At 65.4% G+C, this 25813-nt stretch carries 15 protein-coding genes and 1 pseudogene; 5 read left to right on the forward strand and 11 right to left on the reverse strand.

Annotated elements, in window-relative coordinates:
• Positions 1-87 precede the first annotated feature (87 nt).
• A complete protein-coding gene (locus tag VSR71_RS12805; protein ID WP_342914228.1) occupies positions 88-2034 on the forward strand; it encodes an Atu1372/SO_1960 family protein in 1947 nt (648 codons plus the stop codon).
• Positions 2035-2289: 255 nt separating this feature from the next.
• On the opposite strand, the gene VSR71_RS12810 is transcribed toward VSR71_RS12805, so the two are convergent.
• The 3 genes and pseudogenes from VSR71_RS12810 to VSR71_RS12820 all read right to left on the reverse strand — a co-directional run bounded on the left by VSR71_RS12810 (position 2290) and on the right by VSR71_RS12820 (position 6572).
• Positions 2290-2511 carry a CDGSH iron-sulfur domain-containing protein gene (locus tag VSR71_RS12810; RefSeq protein ID WP_342914229.1) on the reverse strand — a complete coding sequence of 74 codons (222 nt, stop codon included), beginning with the start codon at positions 2509-2511 and terminating at the stop codon, positions 2290-2292.
• 804 nt (positions 2512-3315) lie between these two features.
• A pseudogene (locus tag VSR71_RS12815) lies at positions 3316-4076 on the reverse strand (MFS transporter); the annotation flags it as partial.
• 249 nt (positions 4077-4325) lie between these two features.
• Positions 4326-6572 carry a fused MFS/spermidine synthase gene (locus VSR71_RS12820; protein WP_342914230.1) on the reverse strand — a complete coding sequence of 749 codons (2247 nt, stop codon included), beginning with the start codon at positions 6570-6572 and terminating at the stop codon, positions 4326-4328.
• 779 nt (positions 6573-7351) lie between these two features.
• On the opposite strand from VSR71_RS12820, the gene VSR71_RS12825 reads away from it, so the two are divergent.
• The 4 genes from VSR71_RS12825 to VSR71_RS12840 all read left to right on the forward strand — a co-directional run bounded on the left by VSR71_RS12825 (position 7352) and on the right by VSR71_RS12840 (position 14772).
• Entirely contained in the window at positions 7352-8446 is a 1095-nt protein-coding gene (locus tag VSR71_RS12825; RefSeq protein ID WP_342914231.1) for a cyanophycinase, read from the forward strand.
• Between the two features lie 545 nt (positions 8447-8991).
• Positions 8992-9885 carry a translesion DNA synthesis-associated protein ImuA gene (imuA, locus tag VSR71_RS12830; RefSeq protein WP_342914232.1) on the forward strand — a complete coding sequence of 298 codons (894 nt, stop codon included), beginning with the start codon at positions 8992-8994 and terminating at the stop codon, positions 9883-9885.
• The gene (locus VSR71_RS12835; protein ID WP_342914233.1) at positions 9818-11386 is read left to right on the forward strand and encodes a DNA polymerase Y family protein; all 1569 of its coding nucleotides are present in this window, start codon (positions 9818-9820) and stop codon (positions 11384-11386) included. Before imuA ends, VSR71_RS12835 begins: the two co-directional genes overlap by 68 nt.
• Entirely contained in the window at positions 11383-14772 is a 3390-nt protein-coding gene (locus VSR71_RS12840; RefSeq protein WP_342914234.1) for an error-prone DNA polymerase, read from the forward strand. The genes VSR71_RS12835 and VSR71_RS12840 overlap by 4 nt, the downstream gene beginning before the upstream one ends.
• Positions 14773-15336: 564 nt before the next feature.
• Here VSR71_RS12840 and VSR71_RS12845 read toward each other — a convergent pair.
• From VSR71_RS12845 to hppD, 8 genes are all read right to left on the reverse strand, one after another.
• On the reverse strand, positions 15337-16596 hold the full coding sequence (locus VSR71_RS12845; RefSeq protein ID WP_342914235.1) for an IS256 family transposase: 1260 nt from the start codon (positions 16594-16596) through the stop codon (positions 15337-15339).
• Between the two features lie 92 nt (positions 16597-16688).
• Positions 16689-17018, reverse strand: coding sequence for a DUF1484 family protein (locus VSR71_RS12850; protein WP_342914236.1), 330 nt, complete (start codon positions 17016-17018; stop codon positions 16689-16691).
• 712 nt (positions 17019-17730) lie between these two features.
• Positions 17731-19941 carry a xanthine dehydrogenase family protein molybdopterin-binding subunit gene (locus tag VSR71_RS12855; RefSeq protein WP_342914237.1) on the reverse strand — a complete coding sequence of 737 codons (2211 nt, stop codon included), beginning with the start codon at positions 19939-19941 and terminating at the stop codon, positions 17731-17733.
• Positions 19942-19953: 12 nt separating this feature from the next.
• Positions 19954-20946: a xanthine dehydrogenase family protein subunit M gene (locus VSR71_RS12860; protein ID WP_342914238.1), complete on the reverse strand. Its 993-nt coding sequence runs from the start codon at positions 20944-20946 to the stop codon at positions 19954-19956.
• An 8-nt stretch (positions 20947-20954) separates the two neighbouring features.
• A complete protein-coding gene (locus VSR71_RS12865; protein WP_342914239.1) occupies positions 20955-21527 on the reverse strand; it encodes a (2Fe-2S)-binding protein in 573 nt (190 codons plus the stop codon).
• A gap of 254 nt (positions 21528-21781) precedes the next feature.
• Positions 21782-22978, reverse strand: coding sequence for an amino acid aminotransferase (locus VSR71_RS12870; protein WP_342914240.1), 1197 nt, complete (start codon positions 22976-22978; stop codon positions 21782-21784).
• Between the two features lie 117 nt (positions 22979-23095).
• Positions 23096-24490, reverse strand: coding sequence for an amino acid permease (locus VSR71_RS12875; protein ID WP_342914241.1), 1395 nt, complete (start codon positions 24488-24490; stop codon positions 23096-23098).
• A 183-nt stretch (positions 24491-24673) separates the two neighbouring features.
• Positions 24674-25753: a 4-hydroxyphenylpyruvate dioxygenase gene (gene hppD, locus VSR71_RS12880; RefSeq protein ID WP_342914242.1), complete on the reverse strand. Its 1080-nt coding sequence runs from the start codon at positions 25751-25753 to the stop codon at positions 24674-24676.
• Positions 25754-25813: the final 60 nt, after the last annotated feature.

Here is a 25813-nt window from a genome sequence, read left to right on the forward strand (position 1 = left end):
ACCCCTCACGGCCGTTCCCATGGCGGCGCCCGCGCTCGTATCGCCGGCCCCGCCTCGTTCCAGCATCCCGTTCCAGGAAGGTTCTCCTTGAATATCCTAGTTGCCGGTTTCCAGCACGAAACCAATACGTTCGCCCCAACCATGGCCACCTACGAGAGCTTCGTCCGTGGCGAGGACTTTCCCGCCATGGTGCGCGGCGAGGCGATCTACGACCTGCTGGACGTGAACGTGCCGATCAGCGGCTTCATCCACCACGTTCGCGAGCACGGCCACACCGTCACGCCGGTGATCTGGGCGGCAGCCGGCGCTTCGGCCCATGTCACGACCGATGCCTACGAGCGCATCGCCGGCGAGATCATGGAGGCGGTGACGACGGCCTCGTACGACACGATCTATCTCGACCTGCATGGCGCCATGGTGGCCCAGCACCTCGACGACGGCGAGGGTGAGTTGCTGGCGCGCATCCGTGCCGTGGCCGGCCCGGACATGAAGATCGTGGTCTCGCTGGATCTGCATGCCAATGTCACCGAACGGATGCTCGCACTGGCGGATGGGGTAGTGGCGTATCGCACCTATCCGCACGTGGACATGGCCGCCACCGGCAAGCGGGCAGCCGAGATGCTGCTGGAGTTGTGCAGGCGGGAGACGCGTGCGCACCTGGTGGCACGACGCGTACCGTTCCTGATACCGGTCAACAGCATGTCCACGATGATGCAGCCCGCTCAAGGCATCTACGGCCTGCTCGAAGAGCTGGAGCCACAAGGCGTGCTGTCGCTGTCGTTCACACCGGGCTTTCCCGCGGCCGACTTCGCCGAGTGCGGTCCCGTGGTCTGGGGGTACGGCTTCGACAAAACCCGCGTCGAGCGGGCCGTCGACGCACTGTTCGCGCGCATCTGCGAACCGGAGAGCCAGTGGGCCGTGCAGTTCGAGGAGCCGGATGCAGCGGTGCAGCGTGCCATGCGGATCGCGCAAACAGCCACGCGGCCAGTGATCCTTGCGGACACGCAGGACAACCCGGGCGTCGGTGGCGATGGCAACACCATGGGCATGCTGCGCGCGCTTCTCAAGGCCGGTGCGCAGGACGCCGCGATCGGGATCATCTGCGATCCCGCCGCGGCTGCCACCGCGCACCAGGCTGGAGTCGGCGCAAGGATCGATCTTGCGCTTGGCGGCTGCCCACAGGTGAGCGAAGATGCCCCGCTGCGGGCGACCTTCGAGGTGGAGGCACTGTCCGATGGCAAGTTCGTCTATGGCGGACCGATGATGCATGGCAAGGCTGCCGACATGGGACCCATGGCGCGGCTGCGGCTCAACGGTGTGCTCGTTGCCGTCAGCTCGACCAAGGCACAGCTGCTCGACCGCAACATGTACCGCGCGGTCGGCATCGAACCGGCGGGGATGAAGATTCTCGTGAACAAGAGCTCAGTGCATTTCCGCGCCGACTTCGCCGCGATCGCGGAAGACATTTTCGTGGTGCGTGCGCCCGGTCCGTTCATCGCCGATCCGGCGGACCTGCCATGGCGGCATCTCAAGCCCGGCATGCGCCTGAAACCGAACGGTCCTGCGTTCGCGCCGGCGCCACGAATCTACGACAAGCTTGCGCAGCTCGGCATCGAACTGCCCACGGCTTCGGCCCCGGCGGCGGCCTATGTGCCGAGCGTGCGGTCCGGCAAGATGATCCACGTGTCCGGCCATCTCTCCCGCGCCGATGGCCAGGTTCGGACCGGCCGCTTTGGCGACGATCTGCGCACCGCCGACGGTGTCGCGGCGGCCCGCCTGGTTGCCATCGACTTGCTCGCGACGCTGCACGCCGCCACCGGCGACCTCGATTCGATCGTGCGGGTCGTCAAGCTCACCAGCCTCGTCCATTCGACAGCGGACTTCACCGAGCAGCACCTCGTGACCAATGGCGCCAGCGATCTGCTCGCCGAGTTGTTTGGCACGCGCGGCCAGCACGCGCGCAGCGCGTTCGGCGTGTCGCAGTTGCCGCTCGGCGCCTGCCTGGAAATCGAACTGATCGTCGAGGTCGCCTGATTGCATGCGCGGCCAACCCTCTGTCTCACATACATATCAACGGCGATTTCCTCAACCGATCAGCTCGTATTTCTATTCAGAGTTGGCTATTGGTAGCAAGTGACAAACTCCTGCTGCGTCGAGCCGATTGGGATCTGGCGGCACGACGCACTCCCCATGGCCAGCCAATTGAGCTCGGAAGAAGGCATCCCTGAGCCGTCCGCAGGGTCGCGAAAGGCCTGCTCGCGCGTGTGGAGCAGGTATGCAATCAGCAGGTCAAGGCTTGGGTTGCGGCATGCTGGAGAACCCGACTCGCTTGTGCGAGCCATCGCAGAAGGGCTTGTTTTCGGAATGGCCGCACCGGCACAGCCAGACTTGATCCCCTTCGAAAGTGAAGGCAGCTCCTGCCGGGGTCACGATCCTGACGGGACCCTTTATGCGGTAGGGGCCATTGTCCTGTACGGTAACTGTAACGGTCGAAACGGTGTCGTCGTTCATGATGTCCCCGCTCTGGTAGGGAGTATCAGGCATTTGTTGTAGGGCGGCCTGCGTCATCGGGCTCCGTCTTGGGGCGCGAACTGCACTATGGCGAACTTGTCGTCAACCTACCCCAAATCTTGGGCGGGAAGACAACCCATGGCAATGTCGGGTCCAAGTGCGTGCCATCCAGACAGCCCTCAAAGGTGCCGCTACCCGGATACTCCTGGCTCACTGAGAGCGCGACGCTGATTTGTGCAACTCCGTAGCCACAACTGCCGACGTCATGGTGCGAATCGGTTGGCCATATCACACGCCCCCCCGGCAACGCTGCCACTCTGCAGGGTACCGTGAGCCTGCCACCATTGCCACTCGCCGCCGAGGACAGTGGCGTCCTGACTCGACCGCACCGGGCCTGTGCGGTCAAGGCTGACAATCCAGAAACCACCTTGGCCTGCGCTCGCCCCTTGGCACGGTTCGACGAGTCTGCTGTCCGTTCCTGAGAACGTCACCGCGCCGGCATCGCTACCATCAGCCGTAACCTCATAAACACCGATGCCAGAAACGCAGGCTTGCGTATGGTATTTCGTGTGGGCACAGGCAGCGAGCCCCAGAACGAGAATCGTCGACGCCGCTGGGCGGACCATAACATTCACCCCCAACTCGTCTATAGCTTAGGCTAAACCGGCCAACGCAATTGGAACGGAAAGGAACTTCATGGAGCTTGGGCCCAAGCCTTGGCGGAGAAGTGAAGGCCACGGAATCACTTCTGCGGAGATCGACGTATCGATGCAGCATGCGTACGCGTCCGGCGACGGGAAGCGCTCACTTGCGGGGTTGGATGGTCGCTACCGCGGGACCCGCTCCGGCGAATGCGCACACGGCGGACACCAGCGCAACGGCGCGCAGCGCGTCAGCGATGGCTTCGGCTTCCGCCGGCGCCACGGGTGTCTGAAGCGGCGTAAGAGCGTCACCCGCTACCCCTCGGCTTGCGCGTCCGGTTCCAGCAACTGCCCGGCCTGGCGTGCGTCCTGAAGAACGTGCCGTTCGTCGAGCCGCGCCGACAGCGCCGCCTGGTGCGACCACACGAACACGATGCCAAGCACCGCAATAGCCAACAGGCTCGCCACGCGTGCAACCGAATTGTTGATGCCGGATGCGACGCCTGCGTGTCGCCCGGCACCGAGCCCATCACAGTCGCTGTGAGTGGCGCGACGGTGATCGTCATGCCGAGGCCGAGCACGGCGAGCGTCGGGAAATCCGGCCCAATAGCTGCCGCGCACGAACGGAAACGCCAGCATCACGAACCCGATTCCGGCGACGCACGGGCCAGCGCTCAGCAGGACCCGCGAACCAAAGCGGCTCGTCAGGCCACCGGTGAAGCGCGACAGCAAGCCGATGATGACCGGCACGGGCAGCAGCGCCACGCCCGCTTCGGTTGCGGTGTAGGCATGTGCGCGGATCAGCGTGAACGGCAGGAAGAACAGTGCGCCGCCCAGACCGAAGTAGAGCAGCAGTGTGACGAGGTTGGCGCCGGAGAAATCGCGCGAGCGGAACACGTCGAGCGGCATCTTGGGGTGACGGCTGCGTCGGGCCGAAGTCGGCATAGCTGTCGCGGATCAGGCCGCGGACGTGGGATCCCGGGTAGGGCCGCCAACTCGCGGTGGCCTACGACCGTCTTGGAGCGACCCATCTCGGTCGTGCGCTCCCTCGCGCAATCAACGGCCACTTGCAGTGTACAACGGTCACTCGAACAGCCGCCTTTGCCGGCAAGTTGTCGGCCTCTGCGGCCAGTCGTGTCGGCACCTGCGCCCATCATCAATACCCTGGGGAATTCAATCGGGCAGTTCAATAGGGTTCAAGCTACTGAAATGGTCGGTCCAGAGAGGGACGTCTGGAAGATTGGGATCTTCCACTCGTGCCAGAATGCCGTGCTCATCGAAGTATTTTCGATTCACCGACTGAAAGCGTTGCAGGTATTCCCGATCGTCGGTCATGACAAAGTAATGATTGCGGCGGATGAGACGATCCGGTTCCGGCGGCTGATATTTGTTTCGGAAGCCCATGCCCAGTGCTTCCGCCTGGCGGCGGACCACAGGATAAAGATTCAAATAGCTGTTCGTGATGTTGACGACGATAAAACCATCGGGTTTCAGATGGCGTCTGTAGAGCTGGAATGCTTCCCGGGTCAGCAGGTGAATTGGCACCGAGTCTCCGGTAAAGGCGTCCAATGCAATGACGTCATACAGCACGTCGGCGGGTTGCTGCTCCAGTTTCAGGCGAGCGTCACCGATGATTACCTGCCTGGTTTGCGCGAGGCAGGCGGAAAGATTGTCGAACCATTGGCTGGCCACCCGCACCGCTTCAGGATTGATCTCATAGAAATCGTAGCGGTCGGCCGCCCTGGCATACGTCGCCAGCGTTCCGGCGCCCAGTCCGATAACGGCCACGCGCAAGCTCGGCTTGCGGGATTTCGCATAGCCGAGCGTCTCCCCCACGCCACTCTCTTCCGAGTAGTAACCGACCGGCAGCCGGCGTTTTTCCCGATCGAGGTATTGGACGCCGTGAATGACCTGGCCGCTGTAATACACGCGGTAGCTTCCGGACGGGGCATGTTGATAACGGCGTTCGTTGACAGAAATCGTCCCGTAAAAATTGCGCGACTGATGCAGCGCGATGTCGGTGTATTCCGGGGTCGAGTCGGACCGCCAATGCAGCGAGTCCTCCCAATACAGGACCAGCCCTGCCAGGCCCAGGCAGACCAGCACCGCCAGGGCAATGGCAAGGGTAGTATTGCCCTGCGGCCGGCCGGCCACCCCGCCCGATCTGTTGCGTTGGCGTGCTGTGCTGCCCGGCGCGCGCCATCCGGAAGCAAAAATGAAGCAACCGAGGGCGATCGCCGCAACGAGACACAGCGGCCATTCATAGTAGTCCACGAAGAAGTTCGTCGCGATCAGCGCGACGAACAGTCCGCCGCATGCCCCGCCAAAGGACATCCAAAGATAGAACTCAGTCAGATATCGGGGATTACTTGGGCGTCGCCGATACAATTCTCCATGGCACATGAAGCAGACGAGAAACATGGTGACAAGGTGGCTCCAGCGGACTTCTGTCACGCCATAGTCCCACTCCTGACCGAACCAACCGGGTATCTCGTTGCGCCCGCTGAGCAGTACGGCCGTCAGCACACAGGCAAAGGCAACCCAATTGCGGCGGTACCAGCGAGGATGGTCAAAGCAAATGATAAACGTCAGCAGATACAGGCTGAGTGTGGCGATCCACAGCCTTGGTTCCGGGGCAATATTGTGGCTGACATGATCCGTGGTTGCGATGAAGGTCAGCGACGCCAGTCCCGGCAGGACTACCCACGAAATGCGCTGCTTCAGTGTTGGCTGATCGCGCGCCTCAGTCGTTCCGGTCACTGCTGAATCGCCCTCGGCAGGAAGCTGTCTGGGCTTGTGCCTGACGCGAAGCGTGACCACGGCGCACAACAGGGCAAAAACCCAGAATCCATACGTCCAGAAGCGGCCCAGTTGCGGCAATTCGAACAGCGGTTCGAAGACGTACGGAAAGGAAAGCAGCGCAATAAACGATCCCGCGTTCGACAAGGCATACAGGCGATATGCCGAATCGCCGGGGCGGGCCCGGGAAAACCAGTACTGCATCAACGGACCGGTCGTGGCCAGACAAAAATACGGCAGGCCGACACTCAGACAAAGGAGCAGCAGGATCTTTGTGATCGGATTCTCATCACCTGCGGGTTTCATGGATTGGCCTGGCACGACCCACATCGCTAGCACTGCCGCCGCGATAAGCAAGACAATGTGAACGCCGGCCTGCACGCGGGGGGAGCGGCGGGTAATCGTGTGGGCATAGACATAGCCGCCGAACAGGACGCTTTGAAAAAAAAGCATGGCGGTGGTCCACACCGTCGGGCTGCCGCCAAACCACGGCAAGATCCACTTGCTGATCAGCGGCTGGACCTGAAACAGGAGGAACGCACTCAGGAAGACTGTCAGTGCGAAAAGCACAACGATCTTGACGTCAAGGTCCGCCGCCGCCGTCTCCACCTGTCGACCCATGAGCGAATTCCTTCCACCGGGTTACCGCATCAAGAGGATGTTGGTCCAGTACCGAGTCATCACCGGTGGCCGGCTTAAGATGTTCTATCAATCCAATGTAGAACAATCGCTTGCTTCAAGGGAGTCAAGCTGACGGCAATAGGTCGGAAGTGAGTCTACTACATCTGGAAGGGGTACCCGCGCGAGCCGCACCTTTGCTACCTGGAGATTGGCCGGCCCCATTCTGATGGGGGTCACCTCTTGCACTTGCGAGGCGCAGGATCCGTGACAGTGTCGTCGGCTTTGGTCGAGAATCCGTCGCTCCGGACAAGACCAACCGTTGCAGTCATCCGCCATACAGGACCGTGATAGAACCAGGTTGTGCCAACGCTGTTTCGGCTCTGCGCCGGACTGTCCATCCGTCGCTGGCGACCGATGACTTGTCACAGTTCGCTGCTACCTTTGTCTGCGATAGCAAAAGCGTGGCATCGACGAGCCAATTGACCACCACCTGCCCGGGCTATAGACTCCAAAACTGCGTTTGGTGAACATGCGCCAGAAAGAAGCTTCTGCTTATGTCTCCATCGCCGGAGCAGGTCCGTCCACGGTGCGCCACGAGCTTAGACTAACTAACACTGGGAGGCTGAGTTATGGGAATCCTTGCCGAATTTGCTTCGCGCTGCAGGACTGTCGTACGCCGCGCAGCCGCTTCTGTTGGGCTCATCCTAGTCTTTGTGACGCTGCCCCCTGCCTTTGCAGCTAACAAGAGTACTAGTCCCACTCCTCCCTACAGTTATTTCGTGACCGGTACGCAGTACTTCGTGGCCGGAAAGCCGACGCCAGTGCAACCGCTCCCTTCACCTCGCCCGCAGGCCGTGCAACCTGTGGTTCTGATGGGTGGGGGGCCGGATGTTGATGAAGCGTACCGGTGGATGATTCAGCAGGCAGGCATTACAAAAGCTACCGGGGGGCGCTTCGTCGTGATCCGAGCCAGTGGTACCGACGCTTACGATCCCTATTTCTATTACAGCGACAAGCAAAACGCTACCAATATCCCTGCGGTGGATGGATTTGTCGGTGGTGCCTACCTGGGTCTGACCTCGGCGGAAACCCTCATCATTACAACCAGGGAAGCTGCCAACGATCCCTTTGTTAATGCCGTGGTTGCCTCCGCAAACGCTTTGTGGATCGCCGGCGGTGACCAGAGTAACTACATCAGGTTGTGGAAAGGCACACCTCTCGAGTCGACGATTGCGACACTCCTCACGAACAATGTCCCCGTAGGCGGCACCAGCGCCGGGGCTAACGTACTCGGCGAGTTCGTCTTCGCCGCCCTGAACGGAACCGTAACGTCGGCACAGGCAGTGAGCGACCCATACAACAACCTCATGACCTTCGAGCCGACCCCGTTTTCGGGTACCAGCTTCCTGAACGTTCCGGCGCTAGCGAATACGTTTGTCGACCCTCATTTCGACGCCCGTGATCGGATGGGCCGACTGGTCACGTTCGTCTCGAGAACCATTGCCCCCGGGTCTAACAACACAGGTTGTTCCCAGGGGATTCTGACGCCTTCAAACGCCAGAGGCATTGGCCTTGACGTCGAGACCGCGCTCGAAATTCAAAACGTTTCAGGGCGTTACATCGCTCAGCGGGTGACCAATATCTCGACGAATTCAAGCAGCGCCGTCCACTTCCTGAGTCCGCTGACGTCGCCTAGCATATGCACGTCTGGCACGCCATTGAGCATGCCGGACGTCTTTGTCGAAAAACTGGCGGACTCGAATATTGTCTTCGACATGACTGACTGGTGGAATGGCGGCAAGAATCCCAATCTTCCCAACTACATGGTTCGTGAAGATGCCGGTGTTGAGAGCCCGAAAACAATCCCATATTGAGATGGGATACGCTAGTGTTGCCGGTGTCAACTTTCGGGCCATGAACGTCTAGCGCTCGGGGGCGCTTCTCTTGCCGAGCGCGATCTGCGGCGGGGAATGTCGGCGCAATCTGAAACTGATTTGGTTGACGGGGCGGCTGGCCCCTGACTTCAAGACGATTACCGATTTCCGGCGGGATAGCGGTCAGGCAGCCGTAGACTAGCGGCAGGCAATCCGGCGCTGGCCATCCATGCGGCGGGGCCTGCGAAGCGGCTGATCGAAGGGCCGTGTTGGCCGACAACGTGAATCGACTGGTCCATCCACGAAGGTCGGATAGCTGGGAAAAGCCGACGTTCGACTGTCCGCGTGAAGCCGTGGGCGAGCGTCCGTAGATGGCCCGGTAGCGGTCCTAATCAGCTGCACGGCCCCCTGACATCCCTCGCGCGGCTACCCCTTGCGCTCGCCCCGATACTGTATAAATATACAGTTATCGTAAATATCCTATGTCCTCGCCTCCCGAGCGACCCTGACTTCACATGCCTGCGCAATCGCACGCAGCCCCGCCCATGGCGGCGAAGGGCTTTTCTTTCCCTGCGCCGACGCCGGCCACGCCCGCAGCCCCAGCGGTCCACGCTACGCGGCAGCAGGCGCTGTCGGCGCTCGAGCAGCGCTATCCCGGCCTGTGGCGCGCCGGCCAGCTGGGCCGTGCCGGCAGCGCCGCGGTGTGCCCGACCGGGTATGACGCGCTCTCGGCCGAACTGCCCGGTGGCGGCTGGCCGGCGGGCGGACTGACCGAACTGCTGACCACGCAGGGTGGCGCGGGCGAGCTGCGCCTGCTGCTGCCGGCGCTGCGCGTGCTGGCCGGGGCGGGGCGCCGCATCGCGCTGGTGGCGCCGCCTTGCCTGCCCAATGCGATGGGCCTGGCCGCGGCCGGGCTGCCGGCGCGCCAGCTGTACTGGGTGCGTCCGCCCGCCAGCGCGGCCAAGGGCTCCCAGGTTGCCGGGCAGGCCGACATGCTGTGGGCGGCCGAACAGATGCTGCGCAGCCAGGCCTTCGGCGGCGTGCTGGTGTGGCTGCCCTCGGCCCGGCCCGAGGCGCTGCGCCGGCTGCAGGTGCTGGCGCAGGCCGGCGACGCGGTGGTGTGGGCGCTGCGCCCGGCCGCGGCGCTGCGCGAGTCGTCGCCGGCGGTGTTGCGCCTGCTGCTGGCGCCGCAACCCGGCAATGTGCTGTCGATCACCTTCCACAAGCGGCGCGGCCCGGTGCGCGATACCCCGTTGCTGCTGCGCCTGGGTGGGATGGAGGCGGCCACGCGCACGGCCGCCTGGCCGGTGCCCGCCGGCGCCCCGGCCGCCACGCGTTCCGTTGTGTCTTCGTCTTCTCAGTCTTCTCCCGATGCCGTACTGGATCGCGGTGCACCTGCCGCGCCTGCCCCTGGACGCACTGCAGCCCAACTGGCCTGAGCCGGTTGCCTCCAGCCCATCCTCCGTCACCGGCACGCTGCACCATGCGCTGCCGGTGGCGGTGATGGCGCAGGAGCAAGTGGTGCTGGCCAACGGTCCCGCGATGCAGCTGGGCGTGCGCTACGGCATGCGCCGCGGCGGCGTGCAGGCGCTGTCGGCGGACATCGTGCAGCTGGAGCGCGACCCGGTTGCGGAAGCGGCGCTGATGGAAACGGTGGCGCTGGCGCTGCTGCGCTTCACGCCGGCCGTGACATTCGACGAGGAGCCGGAATCGGCAACGGTGATGCTCGACGTCACCGCCAGCCTGCGCCTCTTCGGCGGCCACCGCGCGCTGTGCCGCGCGGTGCGCGCCTGCGTGCGCCAGCTCGGCACCATTGCCCAGGTGGGCAGCGGCCCGACCGCGCACGGCGCCGCCTGGCTGGCGCGCCAGCCGCTGCGGCGCAGCCGCCGCGGCGTGGTGCGGCCCGCGCGCCGGGCGGTGGGCATGGCGCGGCTGCACCGGCTGCTCGACCGCCTGCCGGTCGAGGCGCTGCACACGCTGGCCGACCCGGCCTGGCTCGACGGCATCGGCTGCCGCACGCTGGGCGAGGTGCGGCGCCTGCCGCGCGCCGGCCTGACCCGGCGGCTGGGCCCCGCGCTGCTGGCGCGGCTGGACCAGGCCTATGGCGGGGCCCCGGCGCGCTTTGCCTGGTACGCGGCGCCGCCCACGTTCGCGCAGCGCATGGACTTGCCCGGGCGGATCGAATCCGCCGAAGGCGTGCTGGCCGGCGCGCAGCGCCTGCTGCTGGCGCTGGCCGGCTGGCTGGCGCTGCTGCAGGCCGGCGTCACGCGCTGCGTGCTGGTGCTGGAGCATGAGCGCTACCGGCGCGGCGTCGATACCGAAGGGACGCCGGTCGCGCTCGGCCTGGCCCAGCCCAGCCGCGATCCCGCGCACCTGTCGCGGCTGCTGCGAGAGAAGCTCGACAAGCTCAATTTCCACGCCCCGGTCACCGGCCTGGCGCTGCGCGTGGAAGCGATGCAGGCCTGCGTGCCGCAGAGCGAGGCGCTGTTCCCCGAGCCCGGCGGCTCGCCGGAAGACCTGGGCCGCCTGCTCGATACGCTGATGGCGCGGCTGGGCCGCGACAACGTGCTGCAGCCGCGGCCGCTGGCCGACCACCGTCCCGAGCGCGCCAACCGCTGGGTGCCGGTCGACGAACCCTATCCCGGCGGCAAGGCCGCCGCCATGCCGGGCCCGCTGCCGGAGCGCCCGCTGTGGCTGCTGCCGCAACCGTTGCCGCTGCCGGTGCAGCAGCACCGCCCCAGCCACGGCGGGCCGCTGGCCCTGCTGAGCCGGCCCGAGCGCATCGAGGCCGGCTGGTGGGACGGCGCGCTGGCCACGCGCGATTACTTCATCGCCGAGCGCGCCGACGGCCTGCGCTGCTGGATCTATCGCGAACGCCCCGGCCACGGCGCGGACGAGGGCAGCGAGTACCGCTGGTTCCTGCACGGGTTGTTCGCATGACGCCGGTGATCGCTTCGCTGCCCGGCCTGCTGCCGGCGCTGCCCGACTACGTGGAGCTGCACTGCATCTCCAACTTCACCTTCCTCACCGGCGCCTCGCACCCGGGCGAGCTGATCGAGCGCGCCTTCGGCCTGGGCTACCGGGGGCTGGCGCTGACCGATGAGTGCTCGGTGGCCGGCACCGCGCGCGCCCACGATGCGATCCAGACGCTGCGCAAGCGCCTGCACGACGCGGTGGCACGCAGCGCGGCGCGCGGCGCGGAGGCAGACATCGACGAGCCGCTGCTCGATCCGGAGGTCGACGCCGAACCCGACGCAGACGACCCCGCCGCGCACGCCAGCCGCCACCGGCGGCTGCAGGCGCTGGCCGCCGCCGCCGACGGCTTCGCGCTGCTGATCGGCAGCCGCTTCAGCCTGCCGCCGGCTGATGGCGCCGACCGCCCGCCGCTGCGGCTGGTGCTGGTCGCCCGGCATCGCGATGGCTTTGGCAACCTGTCCGAGCTGATCACGCTGGGCCGCCGCCGCGCGCAGAAGGGCAGCTACCGGCTGCATCCCGAAGACATCGCCGCGCCGACCGGCGACGAAGCCCACCTGCGCGGCATGCCGGGCTGCCTGGCGCTGTTGCTGCCGGACTATTGCGCCGATCCCGAGCTGCTGCGCGAACAGGCGCAGTGGTGCCGCGACGTTTTCGGCGAGCGCGCCTGGATCGCACTGGAACTGCTGCAGGGCCATGCCGACGGCTTGCACCGCGCGCGCCTGGAAGCCGTGTCGGCGCAGACCGGCGTGCCGCTGGCCGCCGCCGGCGCGGTCACCATGCACGTGCGCTCGCGCAAGCCGCTGTCCGACGTGATGACCGCGATCCGGCTCGGCCAGCCGCTGGCCGAATGCGGCATGGCGCTGGCGCCCAATGCCGAGCAGCACCTGCGCATGCGCCAGGTGCTGTCGCGCCTGTACCCGCGCGATGCGCTGGCGCAGACGCTGAAGATTGCCGCGCAGTGCGATTTCTCGCTGGGCATGCTGCGTTATGAATATCCCGAGGAACTGGTGCCGCCGGGCTTTACGCCGATCTCTTACCTGCGCGACGAAGTGAAGCGCGGCAAGGCCGAACGTTTCCCAAATGGCCTGAAGCCGGAATGGGAAAGGCAGCTGGAGGAAGAGCTGCAACTGATCGAGGAAAAGCAGTACGAACCTTTCTTCCTCACCGTGCACGACATCGTGCGCTTTGCGCGCGCCAACGGCATCCTGTGCCAGGGCCGCGGCTCGGCCGCCAACTCGCTGGTGTGCTTCTGCCTGTATGTGACCGAGGTCAGCCCCGAGCAGGCCAACCTGCTGTTCGGCCGCTTCCTGTCGCGCGAGCGCGATGAGCCGCCCGATATCGACGTCGACTTCGAGCACCAGCGGCGCGAAGAGGTGATCCAGTACATCTACCAGAAGTACGGCCGCCACCGTGCCGCGCTGGCGGCGTCGCTGATCACCTACCGTTCGCGCAGCGCGCTGCGCGACGTGGGCCGTGCGCTGGGCATCGACGCGAGCGTGGTCGAGCAGGTGGTCAAGGGGCAGGCCTGGTGGGACGGTCCCGGCTTCGTGGAGAAGATCGCGCGCTACGGGCTCGATCCCGACTCGCCGGCGGTGCAGCAATGGGCCAGCCTGACCGCGCAGCTGCGCGGCTTTCCGCGCCATTTGTCGCAGCACGTGGGCGGCTTCGTGATCGCGCGCCACAAGCTGTCGCGGCTGGTGCCGATTGAAAACGCGGCCATGGCGGACCGCAGCGTGATCCAGTGGGATAAGGATGACCTGGAATCGCTGGGCCTGCTCAAGGTCGATGTGCTGGCGCTGGGCATGCTGTCGGCGATCCGGCGTGCGCTGGAGATGATTCCCAACCCCAGCGACGACCCCGCGCGCGCGGCGATGCCGGCGCGCATGGAAGACATCCCGAAGGAAGATGGAAAGACCTACGACATGATCTGCAAGGCCGACACCATCGGCGTATTCCAGATCGAATCGCGCGCACAGCAGTCGATGCTGCCGCGGCTGCAGCCGCGTGAATACTACGACCTGGTGGTGGAAGTCGCGATCGTGCGCCCCGGCCCGATCCAGGGCGGCATGGTCCACCCTTACCTGAAGCGGCGCGAGGCGTTCCGCTTGACGAAGAAGCCACCGGTCTACTTCAACGCCGTGATCGAGAAGGTGCTGGGCCGCACGCTGGGCGTGCCGATCTTCCAGGAGCAGGTGATGCAGCTGGCCATCGACGCGGCCGGTTTTTCGCCGGGACAGGCCGACCAGCTGCGGCGCTCGATGGCCGCGTGGCGGCGGCGCGGCGACTTGCGGCAGCACCAGGACGCGCTGGTGCGCGCGCTGACCGGCAATGGCTATCCGGAATCGTTCGCGCTGGCGATCTGCAAGCAGATCGAGGGGTTTGGCGAATACGGTTTTCCGGAGAGCCATGCGGCCAGTTTTGCCAAGCTGGTGTACGTCAGTTCCTGGCTCAAATGCCACCATCCGGCGGCCTTCCTGTGCGCGCTGCTGAACAGCCAGCCGATGGGGTTCTATTCGCCGTCGCAGCTGGTGCAGGATGCGCAGCGGCATGATGTGGTGGTCTTGCCGGTGGACGTCACGTCGAGCCGGTGGGAAAGCACGCTGGAGCCGGTGGAGGCCGATGCCGCGGAAACGCATCCGCGCGTGCGCCTGGGCCTGAGCCGCGTCAAGGGCATGCGCGAAGAGGCCGCGCTGCGGATCGAGGATGCGCGTGCGCAGCGTGCGTTCGACAGTGTGGAAGACCTGGCGCTGCGTGCCGCGCTGGATCGGCATGATATCGACGTGCTGGCCGCTTCAGACGCGTTGGCGCCGCTTGCGGGTCATCGCCGGCAGGCGCGGTGGCAGGCACGCGCGGCGGCCGGGCACGCGGCGCACCGCGATCTTCTGTACGAGGCGCCGCCGGCAGAAGACGCGCTCATACTGCCCGCGCCGCGGCTGGGAGAGGATGTGACGGCGGACTACGCCAGCCTCGGGCTCTCGCTCAAGTCGCATCCGCTGGCATTGTTGCGGGACCGGTTGAAGGCGATGCGGTTTGCTACCGCCAGTCAGCTGCAGCGCTGTGGCAATGGGCGGCGGGTGAGGGCTTGCGGGATTGTCACGGTGAGGCAGCGGCCTTCTACGGCCAGCGGGACTATTTTTGCGACGATTGAAGATGAGACTGGGACGGTCAATCTGATCTTATGGCCGGATCTGGTGGAGAGGCAGCGGAGGGAGGTGTTGGGGGCTACGTTGCTGGGGGTGGTGGGGACCTGGCAGCGGCAGGGGGACGTTCGGCACCTTGTGGCCAAGGAGCTGGTGGATCTTAGTTTTTTGTTGGGGAGGTTGATGGTGGGGAGTCGGGATTTTCATTGAGTTTTTTTGTGTGTGCTGCGGCTGGGCATCTGGTGGCTATTTGATATGCCCGGGTTTCGCCCCTGAAGGGGCGAGTCACTTTTGCCCGAGCGGCAAAAGTAACCAAAAGCGCGTTTACGGCCCTGCGGGCGGCCACTCTTATCGTAGTGTTCCGCGGCTTTCGTACGGGGCTTCGCTTCGTTGCAGAGCAAGACTGCCTGCCGCCTTGGTGCGCTACGGTGGCTCGGGATTGATGCGCTGTTTGAACGAGCCCTGAGCTGTTGGGTGGTCCCTGCTGCGGGCGTCAACGTAGGAACGCCTACGGCTGCGCTGCGCGCCGGCCGTATCACAGGTCAGGGGCACTGGCACAGAACGCGTCGCTGCGCTCGCTTGGCGCTATCGCCGGTGAACCCGCAAGCCTTTCCCTGCCTGCTTGCTTGCTCCCCTCTCCCGCTTGCGGGAGAGGGGCGGGGGTGAGGGCCAGAGCCTCCACGAAGTGAAACCCTCCCATCGGGCCTGTCAGTTTTTTTGTGTGCAGGGCAGGTAAAGGCTCACCGTCAACCTGATCGGTGAGTCAGCATTATCTCAACGATGTGGGTGGGTAAAGCGTTCCTCGTAGAGGATCGCAAACTGGTTCATGGCAGCCTTCCAGTCGTGCGTTGAACTGCCCCACTTCCCGGTGATGTTACGCAGGGCCAGCCACAGCAGCTTGGTGGCCGCCTCATCGCTGGGGAAGTGCCCCCGCGTCTTGATGATCTTGCGTAGCTGCGCATTGATGCTCTCAATGGCATTTGTTGTGTAGATGATCTTGCGGATCGCCGGCGGGAACGTAAAGAACGGGATCACCTGATCCCAGGCGCGACGCCATGACGCGGCGATCGGGGGGTACTTCTTACCCCATTCTCCCTGCTCGAAGGCCTCCAACTCGGCCAGCGCCGCCTCGACGGTGGGGGCCGTGTACACGGGCTTGAGCGCGGCCGCCACAGCCCGGCGCTCCTTCCAACTGGCGTACTCCAGGCTGTTGCGGATCAGATGGACGATGCAGGTCTGCAGCGTCGTATTCTGGAACACCGCATTCAGGGCCTGTTCCATGCCTCTGAGCCCATCAGTGACGGCGATCAGGATGTCCTGCGTGCCACGGGTCTTCAGGTCGTTGAACACCTTCATCCAGAACTTGGCGCCCTCGGTGGTCTCGATCCACAGGCCCAGGATGTCGCGCGTGCCGTCGGGCAGCACGCCCAAGGCCAGGTAGACGGCCTTGTTGCGCACTACGCCGTCCTCGCGCATCTTGACCCGCAGCGCGTCGAAGAACACCACCGGGTACATCGCCTCCAGCGGGCGGGCTTGCCAGGCGGTGACCTCGTCCATGACCGCATCGGTCACCGAGCTGATGAACTCGGGCGATACCTCGGTGCCGTACTGCTCGGCCAGAAACGCCTGGATCTCGCGCACGGTCATGCCCCGGGCGTACATGGCGATGATCTTGTCGTCGAACCCGGTGAAGCGCCGCTCGTGCTTGGGGATCAGGATCGGATCGAAGCTGCCGTCGCGGTCGCGCGGGATGTCTACCCGCAGCGGGCCGTCGTCGGTCAGAAGGGTCTTGGCGCTCTTGCCGTTGCGCTGGTTGGCTGTGCCGGCCGGGCGCTCGGCGCCCGGCGGGTAGCCCAAATGATGGCCCAGTTCGGCGCCCAAAGCTCGTTCGATCAGGGCCTTCTTGAACGCCATCGAAGCGTCCTGGACCGCCTCGGCAGTCATCGGGCCCTTTACGAAATGGGCAATCAAGTCCTCGGGGATGGTCGGCAGCTCACGGTCGGCGGCCTGGCTCGTCTTGGTTTTGCGTGGCATACATGCTCCTTGGCGACATGTTATGCCCTAAACACAAAATTTCTGACAGGTCCCTCCCATCGCACCCTTTTACGCTAACGCATCGCTGTTCGCTAGACTATCGCTTGCAGCCGATCAGCACTCATATCGATCTCTTGCTTGAGCGGCAACAGCAACGCATGCAGGCCGATACTCCCGGCACAGGTATCGCTCTGCAAATCGAGCAAAGTCAGGACGGATTCAAATCCAGCGCTGACCCGCAGCAGGTCATCGCTTACTTGGAGAACGTGCTCCTCAATCGTGACAGATTTAACGGATGGCGGCGGTACGGTACCGGCGAGCCGGCGGGCGAGGGCGCGATCGGCCTTGGCTCGGCTACTCGCAAGCTCGGCTTGGTCTTGGGTGAGGGTTGGCTCTTGTGGAGCCCGGCTGGTGCTTTGCATGACAACCTCCGAGTTAGAGATGGAGGAGCATTTTTCAGGCTGCTAAACCTGGTCGCCGTTGTCTGGGCGACGAACCATTCTCAAACACCCGCACTTAACCGGTCAATGAGACTGACCGATCGGAAACGAATTTTGACATACGTAGGCTGTTTGGGAATACCGACGGCGTGAGCCGGGGCTGGCCGAACGTAAAGCGACGTACGGTGGGGACGTTCTCACTTCGTGGATGCTCTGGCCCTCACCCCCGGCCCCTCTCCCGCAAGCGGGAGAGGGGAGCAAACCAGCGGGGCAGGGAAAGGTTTGCGGGTTCACCGCCGATGGCGCCAAGCGAGCGCAGCGACGCGATCTGTGCCCGCCTCCAGGACCTGTGATACTGCCGGCGCGCAGCGCAGCCGTAGGCGTTCCTACGTTGACGCCCGCAGCAGGGGCCACCCAACAGCTCAGGGCTCGTTCAATCGCCGCGTCAATCCCAGCCACTGTGGCGCACCAAGGCGGCAGGCAGTCTTGTTTTGCGACGAAACGAAGCCCCGTACGAAAGCCCCGGAACACTACGATAAGAGTGGCCGCCCGCAGGGCCGTAAACGCGCTTTTGGTTACTTTTGCCGCTCGGGCAAAAGTGACTCGCCCCTTTAGGGGCGAAACCCGGGTATATCAAAACCTGCCAGATGCCAAGCCGCAGGAACAGCAATCAAAAAACCAATCCATCCAACCCTCAAAGCAATTTGTCAGGTGTCAGCGGCAGGTCGCGCACACGCCGTCCGGTCGCGTGGTACACCGCATTGGCAATGGCAGCGGCGACACCCACGATGCCGATTTCACCGATGCCCTTGGTGCCCAGCGCATTGATATGCGGATCGTGCCCGTCCAGCATGTCGACCTCGATCTCGCCCACATCGGCGTTGACCGGCACATGGTATTCGGCGAGGTTGGCATTGGCCACGCGGCCGGTGGCGAGGTCCAGGTCGCCTTTCTCATGCAGCGCCATGCCGATGCCCCAGACGATGCCGCCCACCAGCTGGCTATGCGCGGTCTTGCGGTTCAGCACGCGACCCACGTCGTAGCAGCCGACCACGCGATGCACGCGGACCTCACCCAGTTCGGGATCGACATGCACTTCGGCAAAGACCGCGCCGAAGGCATGCATCGAGTATTGCTTGCGCTCGTCGCCCGGTGCGGCGCTGGCGCGAGCCTCGACAGGCTGGCCGCCGGCGCGCGTGATGGCGGCGCCGACCGGTTCGCGGCGCGACGGGTCGCTGCGCAGCCGCAGCCAGCCGTCCACGACTTCCACCTCATCCGGGCGCGCGCCGGACAGTGGCGAGGCGGCGTCGGCCACGGCCAGCGCCACCAGTTTGTCGCGTGCGGCAAAGGCGGCCTGCTGCACCGCCGGCGCGACGCTGGCTACCGATTGCGAGCCGCCCGAAACCGGCGCCTCCGGGAAGTCCGTATCGCCCAGTTCAAAGCGCACGCGCCCCAACGGCAGGCCGAGCGCGTCGGCAGCGACCTGCGTCATTACGGTATAGGTGCCGGTGCCAAGGTCCTGCGAGCCGCTGCGCACCAGCGCGGTCCCGTCCGGCAGGATACGCGCCATGGCGCTCGCGCGCGAACGGTAGGCAGGATAGGTGGCGGTGGCCATTCCCAGGCCCACCAGTTTGCCGCCGGCCTGCATCGAACACGGCTTCGGATCGCGGCGTGACCAGTCAAAGCGCTCGGCCGCCACGCGATAGCATTCGCGCAGCGATTTGCTGGAGAAGGGCTTCCCCTTGTGCGGGTCGGCATCGGCGTGATTGCGCAGGCGTAATTCGACCGGATCGATGCCGAGCCGATCGGCCAGCTCATCCAGCGCGCACTCCAATGCAAAGCTCCCGGGAGCCTCGCCGGGCGCGCGCATGAAGGTCATGGTGCCGATCTGCAGCCGTGCCAGCCGATGGCTGGTTTGCAGGTTGGGGCATGCGTAGAGCGAGCGCGTCAGCGCGGCGCAAGTCTCGAGCCATTCCTCGAGTTGCGCGCTGCCGACGACGACGTCGTGGCGCATCGCCAGCAGGCGGCCATCGCCCCCGGCAGCGGCGAGCACGCGCTGCTCGGTGACGGGCCGCGCGCCCACCGGCCCGAACATCTGCACGCGCTCGACCACCAGTTTGACCGGCCTGCCGGCCGCGCGCGCCGCCATGGCCGCCAGCACCACGTGCGACCACATCGAACCCTTGCAGCCGAAACCGCCGCCGACGAAGGGGCAGCGCACGCGTACCTTGCCGTCCGGGATGCCGAACGTGGCCGCTACCGCCTTGCGCACGCCGGTGACGTACTGGGTCGAGTCGTACAGCGTCAGATCGTCGTCGTCCCAGGTGGCGATGGTGGCATGCGGCTCCATCGGGTTGTGGTGCTCCATCGGCGTGGTGTAGATCTCGTCGACAACCGTGCTCGCTGCATGCAGCGCGGCGTCGACATCGCCGCGATGGCTGTCGGCTTCGCCGGCGTCTTCGCCCTGCGGCTTGCCGGCGTGCTCGCGTGCCTGCGCGAAGTCCAGCACGGCCGGCTCCTCACGGTAGCGGACCACCACCCGCGCCGCCGCATCGCGCGCCTGCTCCAGCGTATCGGCCACGACCACGGCGATGGGCTGGTTGTTGTAATGGACCGCGGTGTCCTGCAGCAGCGTCATCACGTGGCCGGCGGTCGGCGTATCGGCCCCGGCCTTGCCGCCCTTGGGCAGCTTCGGCGCGTTGAAGGGGGTCAAGACCAGCCGCACGCCGGGCAACTGCTCGCACGCGGCGCAATCGATCGATTCCACTTTGCCATGGGGGATCGTGCTGGTGACCATCACCGCGTGGACCAGTCCCGGCAGGAAATGGTCGGCTGCGTAGCGCGCGCGGCCGGTGACCTTGAGCACGCCGTCGGTGCGGTCGATGGGAGCCCCGGTAACGCTCATTGCAATGCTCCTTCAGGCGCCTGGCGGGCGCGCCGCCACTTGCAGCGCGCGCACCACGGCGCGTTGCGCCAGCCCGACCTTGAAGGCGTTGTGCTCATAAGGCCTGGCGCCATCGACCAGCAGGCGGGCGGCTTCGGCCGCGCTGTGCGCGCTCAGCGGCCGGCCGGTCAGCGCCTGCTCGGCGGCGGGCACGCGCCAGGGCTTGTGTGCCACGCCGCCCAGCGCAAGCCGTGCGCTGCGCACGATATGGTCGGAAAATTCGAGCGCGGCGGCCACCGAGACCAGCGCGAAGGCAAAACTGGAGCGGTCGCGCACCTTCAGGTAGTGCGCATGGGCGGCGTAGGGCGAGGGCGGCAGCTCCAGCGCCACGACCAGTTCGCCCGGCGCCAGCGTCGTGTCGATCTCGGGCCGGTCTTCCGGCAAGCGATGGAAGTCGGCGATGCGGATGCGGCGCTCGCCGCCGGGCGCACGCACGACAATGACGGCCTCGAGCGCGGCCAGCGCCACGCACATGTCTGACGGATGCACGGCGATGCAATGCTCGCTCGCGCCAAGAATCGCGTGCATGCGGTTGATGCCGCCGAGCGCTCCGCAGCCCGAGCCGGGCTTGCGCTTGTTGCAGGCCGGAAAACCCGTGTCGTAGAGGTAGTGGCAGCGCGTGCGTTGCAGCAGGTTGCCGCCGACGGTCGCCATGTTGCGCAGCTGCCCGGAGGCGCCGGACAGCAGCGCCTGCGCCAGCAGCGGATAACGTTCGCGCACCGGCCGCAGGTTGGCCGCGTCGGTGTTGGTCAGCATCGCGCCGATGCGCAGGCCGCCGTCTGGCATCGCCTCGACCTGCGCCAGTGGCAGGCGGCTCACGTCGACCAGCTGTCGCGGCGCTTCGACGCCGGCCTTGACCAGATCGATCAGGTTGGTGCCGCCGCCGATATAGCGCGCGCCCGGCTGGCTGCCGAGTCGCAGCGCTTCGTCGATGGTGTCGGGCCGCGCGTAGGAGAAGGGCTGCATGCCGCCGCCTAGCGCGTGCCTTGCTTGCCGCCGGCCTCGCGGATTGCGGCGACGATCTTGGGATAGGTGCCGCAGCGGCACAGGTTGCCGCTCATGCGCTCGCGGATCTCTTCGTCGCCAAGCGGCAGCGTGGGCGCCGCCAGCGGCTGCACCGCGCTGGCCTCGCCGGCGCGCGCCTCGCTCAGCATGCCGACGGCCGAGCAGATCTGCCCGGGCGTGCAGAAGCCGCACTGCAGTGCGTCAAGCGCGACAAAGGCCGCCTGCACCGCGTGCAGCGCGTCGCCGTCGGCCAGGCCTTCGATGGTGGTGAGGTCACGACCCTCCTGCATCACGGCCAGCGTCAGGCAGGACTGGATGCGCCGCCCGTTGCTGAGGACCGTGCAGGCGCCGCACTGGCCGCGGTCGCAGCCCTTTTTGGTGCCGCTCAGGTGCATCACTTCGCGCAGCGCGTCGAGCAATGTGGTGCGTGGCTCGAGTTGCAGGGTGTGGGACTGGCCGTTGATCCTGAGCGTGACGGGTCGCGCGGCGCTGCCTGCGGGCGCGGTGGCATCGCGCCGGGAGGGCTCCTTGTGTTCGGACATTGTGCTGGCCTCTTGTGGACTGGGCGGCACCAGGAGGATGGCGTCGCGCCTGATACTGCAGCAAGAAGGACAGCAAATTCGGTGCCCGGCGGCGGGGCAGGCCTGTACCGGCAGTGGCGGGAAAGCGGTACCGCCGCGTGCGTCATAACTCCACGGGGACTTGTAGAAATTACGCTTGCGCCGGTCGGCCAGCCAAAAGAAAAGCGGCGCACGATGGCGCCGCTCCTGGCATTTGTCAGCGTGGCCGGAAAGCCTTAGCCCTTCAGCACGCTGCCGATGGCCTTCGCCACGATGCCCACGTTGCGCTCGTTCAGGCCGGCCACGCACATGCGGCCCGAACGCAGCAGGTAGACACCGTGCTGCTCGCGCAGGCGCTCGGCCTGGTCGGCGCTCAGGCCGGTGTAGGTGAACATGCCGCGCTGCGTCAGGTACCGCGACAGCGCTTCGCCGCTGACATGGTCGCGCAGGTTGTGGTGGATGGCTTCACGCATGCGCGCGATGCGGCCGCACATCTGCGCCAGTTCCTCTTCCCACAGCTGGCGCAGCTCGGGCGTGGTCAGCACCTTGGCCACCACGCGCGCGCCGTGCGTCGGCGGGTTGCTGTAGTTGGCGCGCACCGCGCCGGTCAGCTGGCCGAGCACGTTGGCGGCTTCGCCGGCGGTGTTGCAGAACACGCTCAGGCCGCCGCAGCGCTCGCCGTACAGCGAGAAGTTCTTCGAGAACGAATTCGCCACCAGGCAGGGCACGTCTTGCGCCACCAGTTCGCGGATGGCGAAGGCGTCGTCTTCCAGGCCGGCGCCGAAGCCCTGGTAGGCCATGTCGACGAAGGGCAGCAGCTTGTTGGCCTTGATCAGCGCGATCAGCTGGCGCCACTGGTCCTGGTTCAGGTCCACGCCGGTCGGGTTGTGGCAGCAGGCGTGCAGCAGCACGATGCTTTGCGCGGGAATGGCGCGCAGCGCGTCCATCATCGCGTCGAACTTCAGGCCGCCGGTGGCGTCGTCGTAGTACGGGTAGGTGTTGACCGTGAAGCCCGCGCGCTCGAACACCACGCGATGGTTTTCCCAGCTTGGGTCGCTGATCCAGACCTGCGACTGCGGGTAGTAGCGCTTGAGGAAGTCCGCGCCCACGCGCAGCGCGCCGGAGCCGCCCAGCGTCTGCAGCGTGGCAATGCGGCCGGCAGCGCGCGCCGGCGAGTCTTCGCCGAACACCAGCGCCTGTACCGCGCTGCGGTAGCCCACCAGGCCCGACATCGGCAGGTAGGGACGCGGGCCCATGTCCGCCAGCAGCGCGGCCTCGGCCTTGGCGACGGCCTGCATCACCGGCAGGCGGCCGTCATCGTCAAAGTAGATGCCGATGCTCAGGTTGACCTTGTCGGTGCGCGGATCTTTCTGGAAGTCCTCGTTGAGCGAGAGGATCGGGTCGCCGGGGAAGGCTTCGATGTGTGCAAACATGGGATGCGATGGAATCAGGTCGGAGGAGGCTGCTGCGTGGCCTCGGCAGGCGCCGGGCACCGCGCAGCAAGGATTCTAACCGGCGGCGCCCGCGGGTCGCGGGGCCGCACTGGCCGGTCAGCGCAACTGCTGGGCGGCGACGCCGTCCTGCACCGTGGCGGCCGCGTTCTTCTGGCGCAGCAGGTAGCTGACGCCGAGCACCACCAGCCACACCGGGATCAGGTACACCGAGAGGCGCAGGCCTTCCGTCAGGTACATCACCACCAGGATACCGGCCAGGAACACCAGGCACAGGTAGTTGGTGAGCGGATAGCCCCAGCTCTGGAACTTCGTGCTTTGGCCGGCCTTGCGCTTGTCGGCGCGGAATTTCAGGTGGATCAGGCTGATCATGGCCCAGTTGATGATCAGGGCCGAGACCACCAGGCCCATCAGCATCTCAAAGGCCTTGCCCGGCATGAAGTAGTTGATCACCACGCAGGCCGCGGTGGCCAGCGCCGAGAAGCCCAGCGCCGTCAGCGGGATGCCGCGCTTGTTGACCTTCAGCAGCGCCTTGGGCGCATTGCCTTGCTGGGCCAGGCCGTACAGCATGCGGCTGTTGCAGTACACGCCGCTGTTGTAGACCGACAGCGCCGCGGTCAGCACCACCACGTTGAGCACGTTGGCAACCCAGTTGCTGTTCAGCGCATGGAAGATCAGCACGAACGGGCTGCCGCCGGTGACGACGTTCTCCCACGGGTACAGCGACAGCAGCACCGCCAGCGCGCCCACATAGAAGATCAGGATGCGATAGATCACCTGGTTGGTGGCCTTGGGAATGGTCTTCTCGGGCGAATCCGCTTCCGCCGCGGTAATGCCCACCAGCTCCAGCCCGCCGAACGAGAACATGATCACCGCCATGGCCATCACCAGGCCGCCCATGCCGTTGGGGAAGAAGCCGCCGTGCTGCCACAGGTTGGCAACGCTGGCCTGCGGGCCGGCATTGCCGGACATCAGCAGGTAGCCGCCGAAGCCGATCATGCCGATGATGGCGGCGACCTTGATGATCGAGAACCAGAATTCCATCTCGCCGAAGGATTTCACGCTCGACAGGTTGATCGCATTGATCACCAGGAAGAACACCAGCGCCGAGACCCAGGTCGGGATTTCCGGCCACCAGTACTGCACGTAGATGCCGACGGCCGACAGTTCGGCCATGCTCACCAGGATGTACAGCACCCAGTAGTTCCAGCCCGAGATAAAGCCGGCGAAGTGGCCGCAGTACTTGTCGGCGAAGTAGCTGAAGGAGCCGGCGACGGGCTCGTCCACCACCATCTCGCCGAGCTGGCGCATGATGAAAAACGCCACGATGCCGGCGATCGCGTAGCCCAGCAGGACCGAGGGTCCCGCCATCTTGATGGTCTGGGCGATGCCCAGAAAAAGGCCGGTGCCGATGGCGCCGCCCAGCGCGATCAGCTGGATATGCCGGTTCTTCAGGCCACGCTTGAGCGTGCCGTCATTGTTGCTTGCATGCATTCAGATGTTTCCTCTACCCATTCTCATGGAATGTGGGCCCGCGCCTCTGGCTGTTTGGAGTCGGACGCTTGGGCCGGGGGACGCCACCACCCGCGCGGCAGGGTGACTGCCGCGTGAGTGGTTCGCTTACCGGAACTGGCCAGTGCCTGTCACAGGCGGCCGGTCAGTGAAGGCCGATGCCGGTCAGGCCTCGACCTTGAGCGTGCCGCGCTCGATCTGGTCGCGTTCCAGCGACTCGAACAGCGCCTTGAAGTTGCCTTCGCCGAAGCCTTCGTCGCCGCGGCGCTGGATGAACTCGAAGAACACCGGACCCAGTGCGGTCTTGGAGAAGATCTGCAGCAGCAGGCGGGGCTTGCCGCCTTCCGTGGTGCCGTCCAGCAGGATGCCGCGCGACTTCAGTTGCTCGACGGGCTGGCCATGGCCGGGCAGGCGCGTGTCCAGCGCTTCGTAGTAGTAGTCGTTCGGCGCGGTCATCAGCGGCACGCCTGCCAGTTGCAGGTTGTCGATGACCTCGAGCAGGTTGTCGGTCAGGAAGGCGATGTGCTGGATGCCTTCGCCATTGAAGGCCATCAGGAACTCTTCGATCTGGCCGGCGCCCTTGGACGATTCCTCGTTCAGCGGGATGCGGATTTTACCATCCGGCGCGGTCATGGCCTTGGAGGTCAGGCCGGTGTATTCGCCCTGGATGTCGAAGTAACGGATTTCGCGGAAGTTGAACAGTTTTTCGTAGAAATTCGCCCAATAAGCCATGCGGCCACGGTAGACATTGTGCGTCAGGTGGTCGATCAGCTTGAGGCCGTGGCCGACCGGGTGGCGGTCGACGCCCTCGATGAACTCGAAGTCGATGTCATAGATCGACTTGCCTTCCTCGAAACGGTCAATCAGGTACAGCGGCGCGCCGCCGATGCCCTTGATCGCGGGCAGGCGCAGTTCCATCGGGCCGGTCGGGATTTCCACCGGTTGCGCACCCAGTTCCAGCGCGCGGGCATAGGCCTTGTGCGAATCCTTGACGCGGAAGGCCATGCCGCAGGCGCTGGGGCCGTGCTCGGCGGCAAAGTAGGCGGCGTGGCTATTCGGTTCGCGGTTGACGATGAAGTTCACCTCGCCCTGGCGGTACAGCACCACGTCCTTGGAGCGGTGCTTTGCCACCAGCGTGAAGCCCATCTGCTCGAACAGCGGCTCGAGCACATTAGGGGTGGGCGAGGCGAATTCCACGAATTCGAAGCCCATCAGTTGCATCGGGTTGTCAAACAGGTCGGCCATGGCTTTCTCGCTAAGGGGAAGTTAAGGATTTGGATCGGTGCGGCGCCGGCAGAGTGCCAT

It is taken from the genome of Cupriavidus oxalaticus, from assembly GCF_038900635.1.
Lineage (GTDB): Bacteria > Pseudomonadota > Gammaproteobacteria > Burkholderiales > Burkholderiaceae > Cupriavidus > Cupriavidus oxalaticus_B.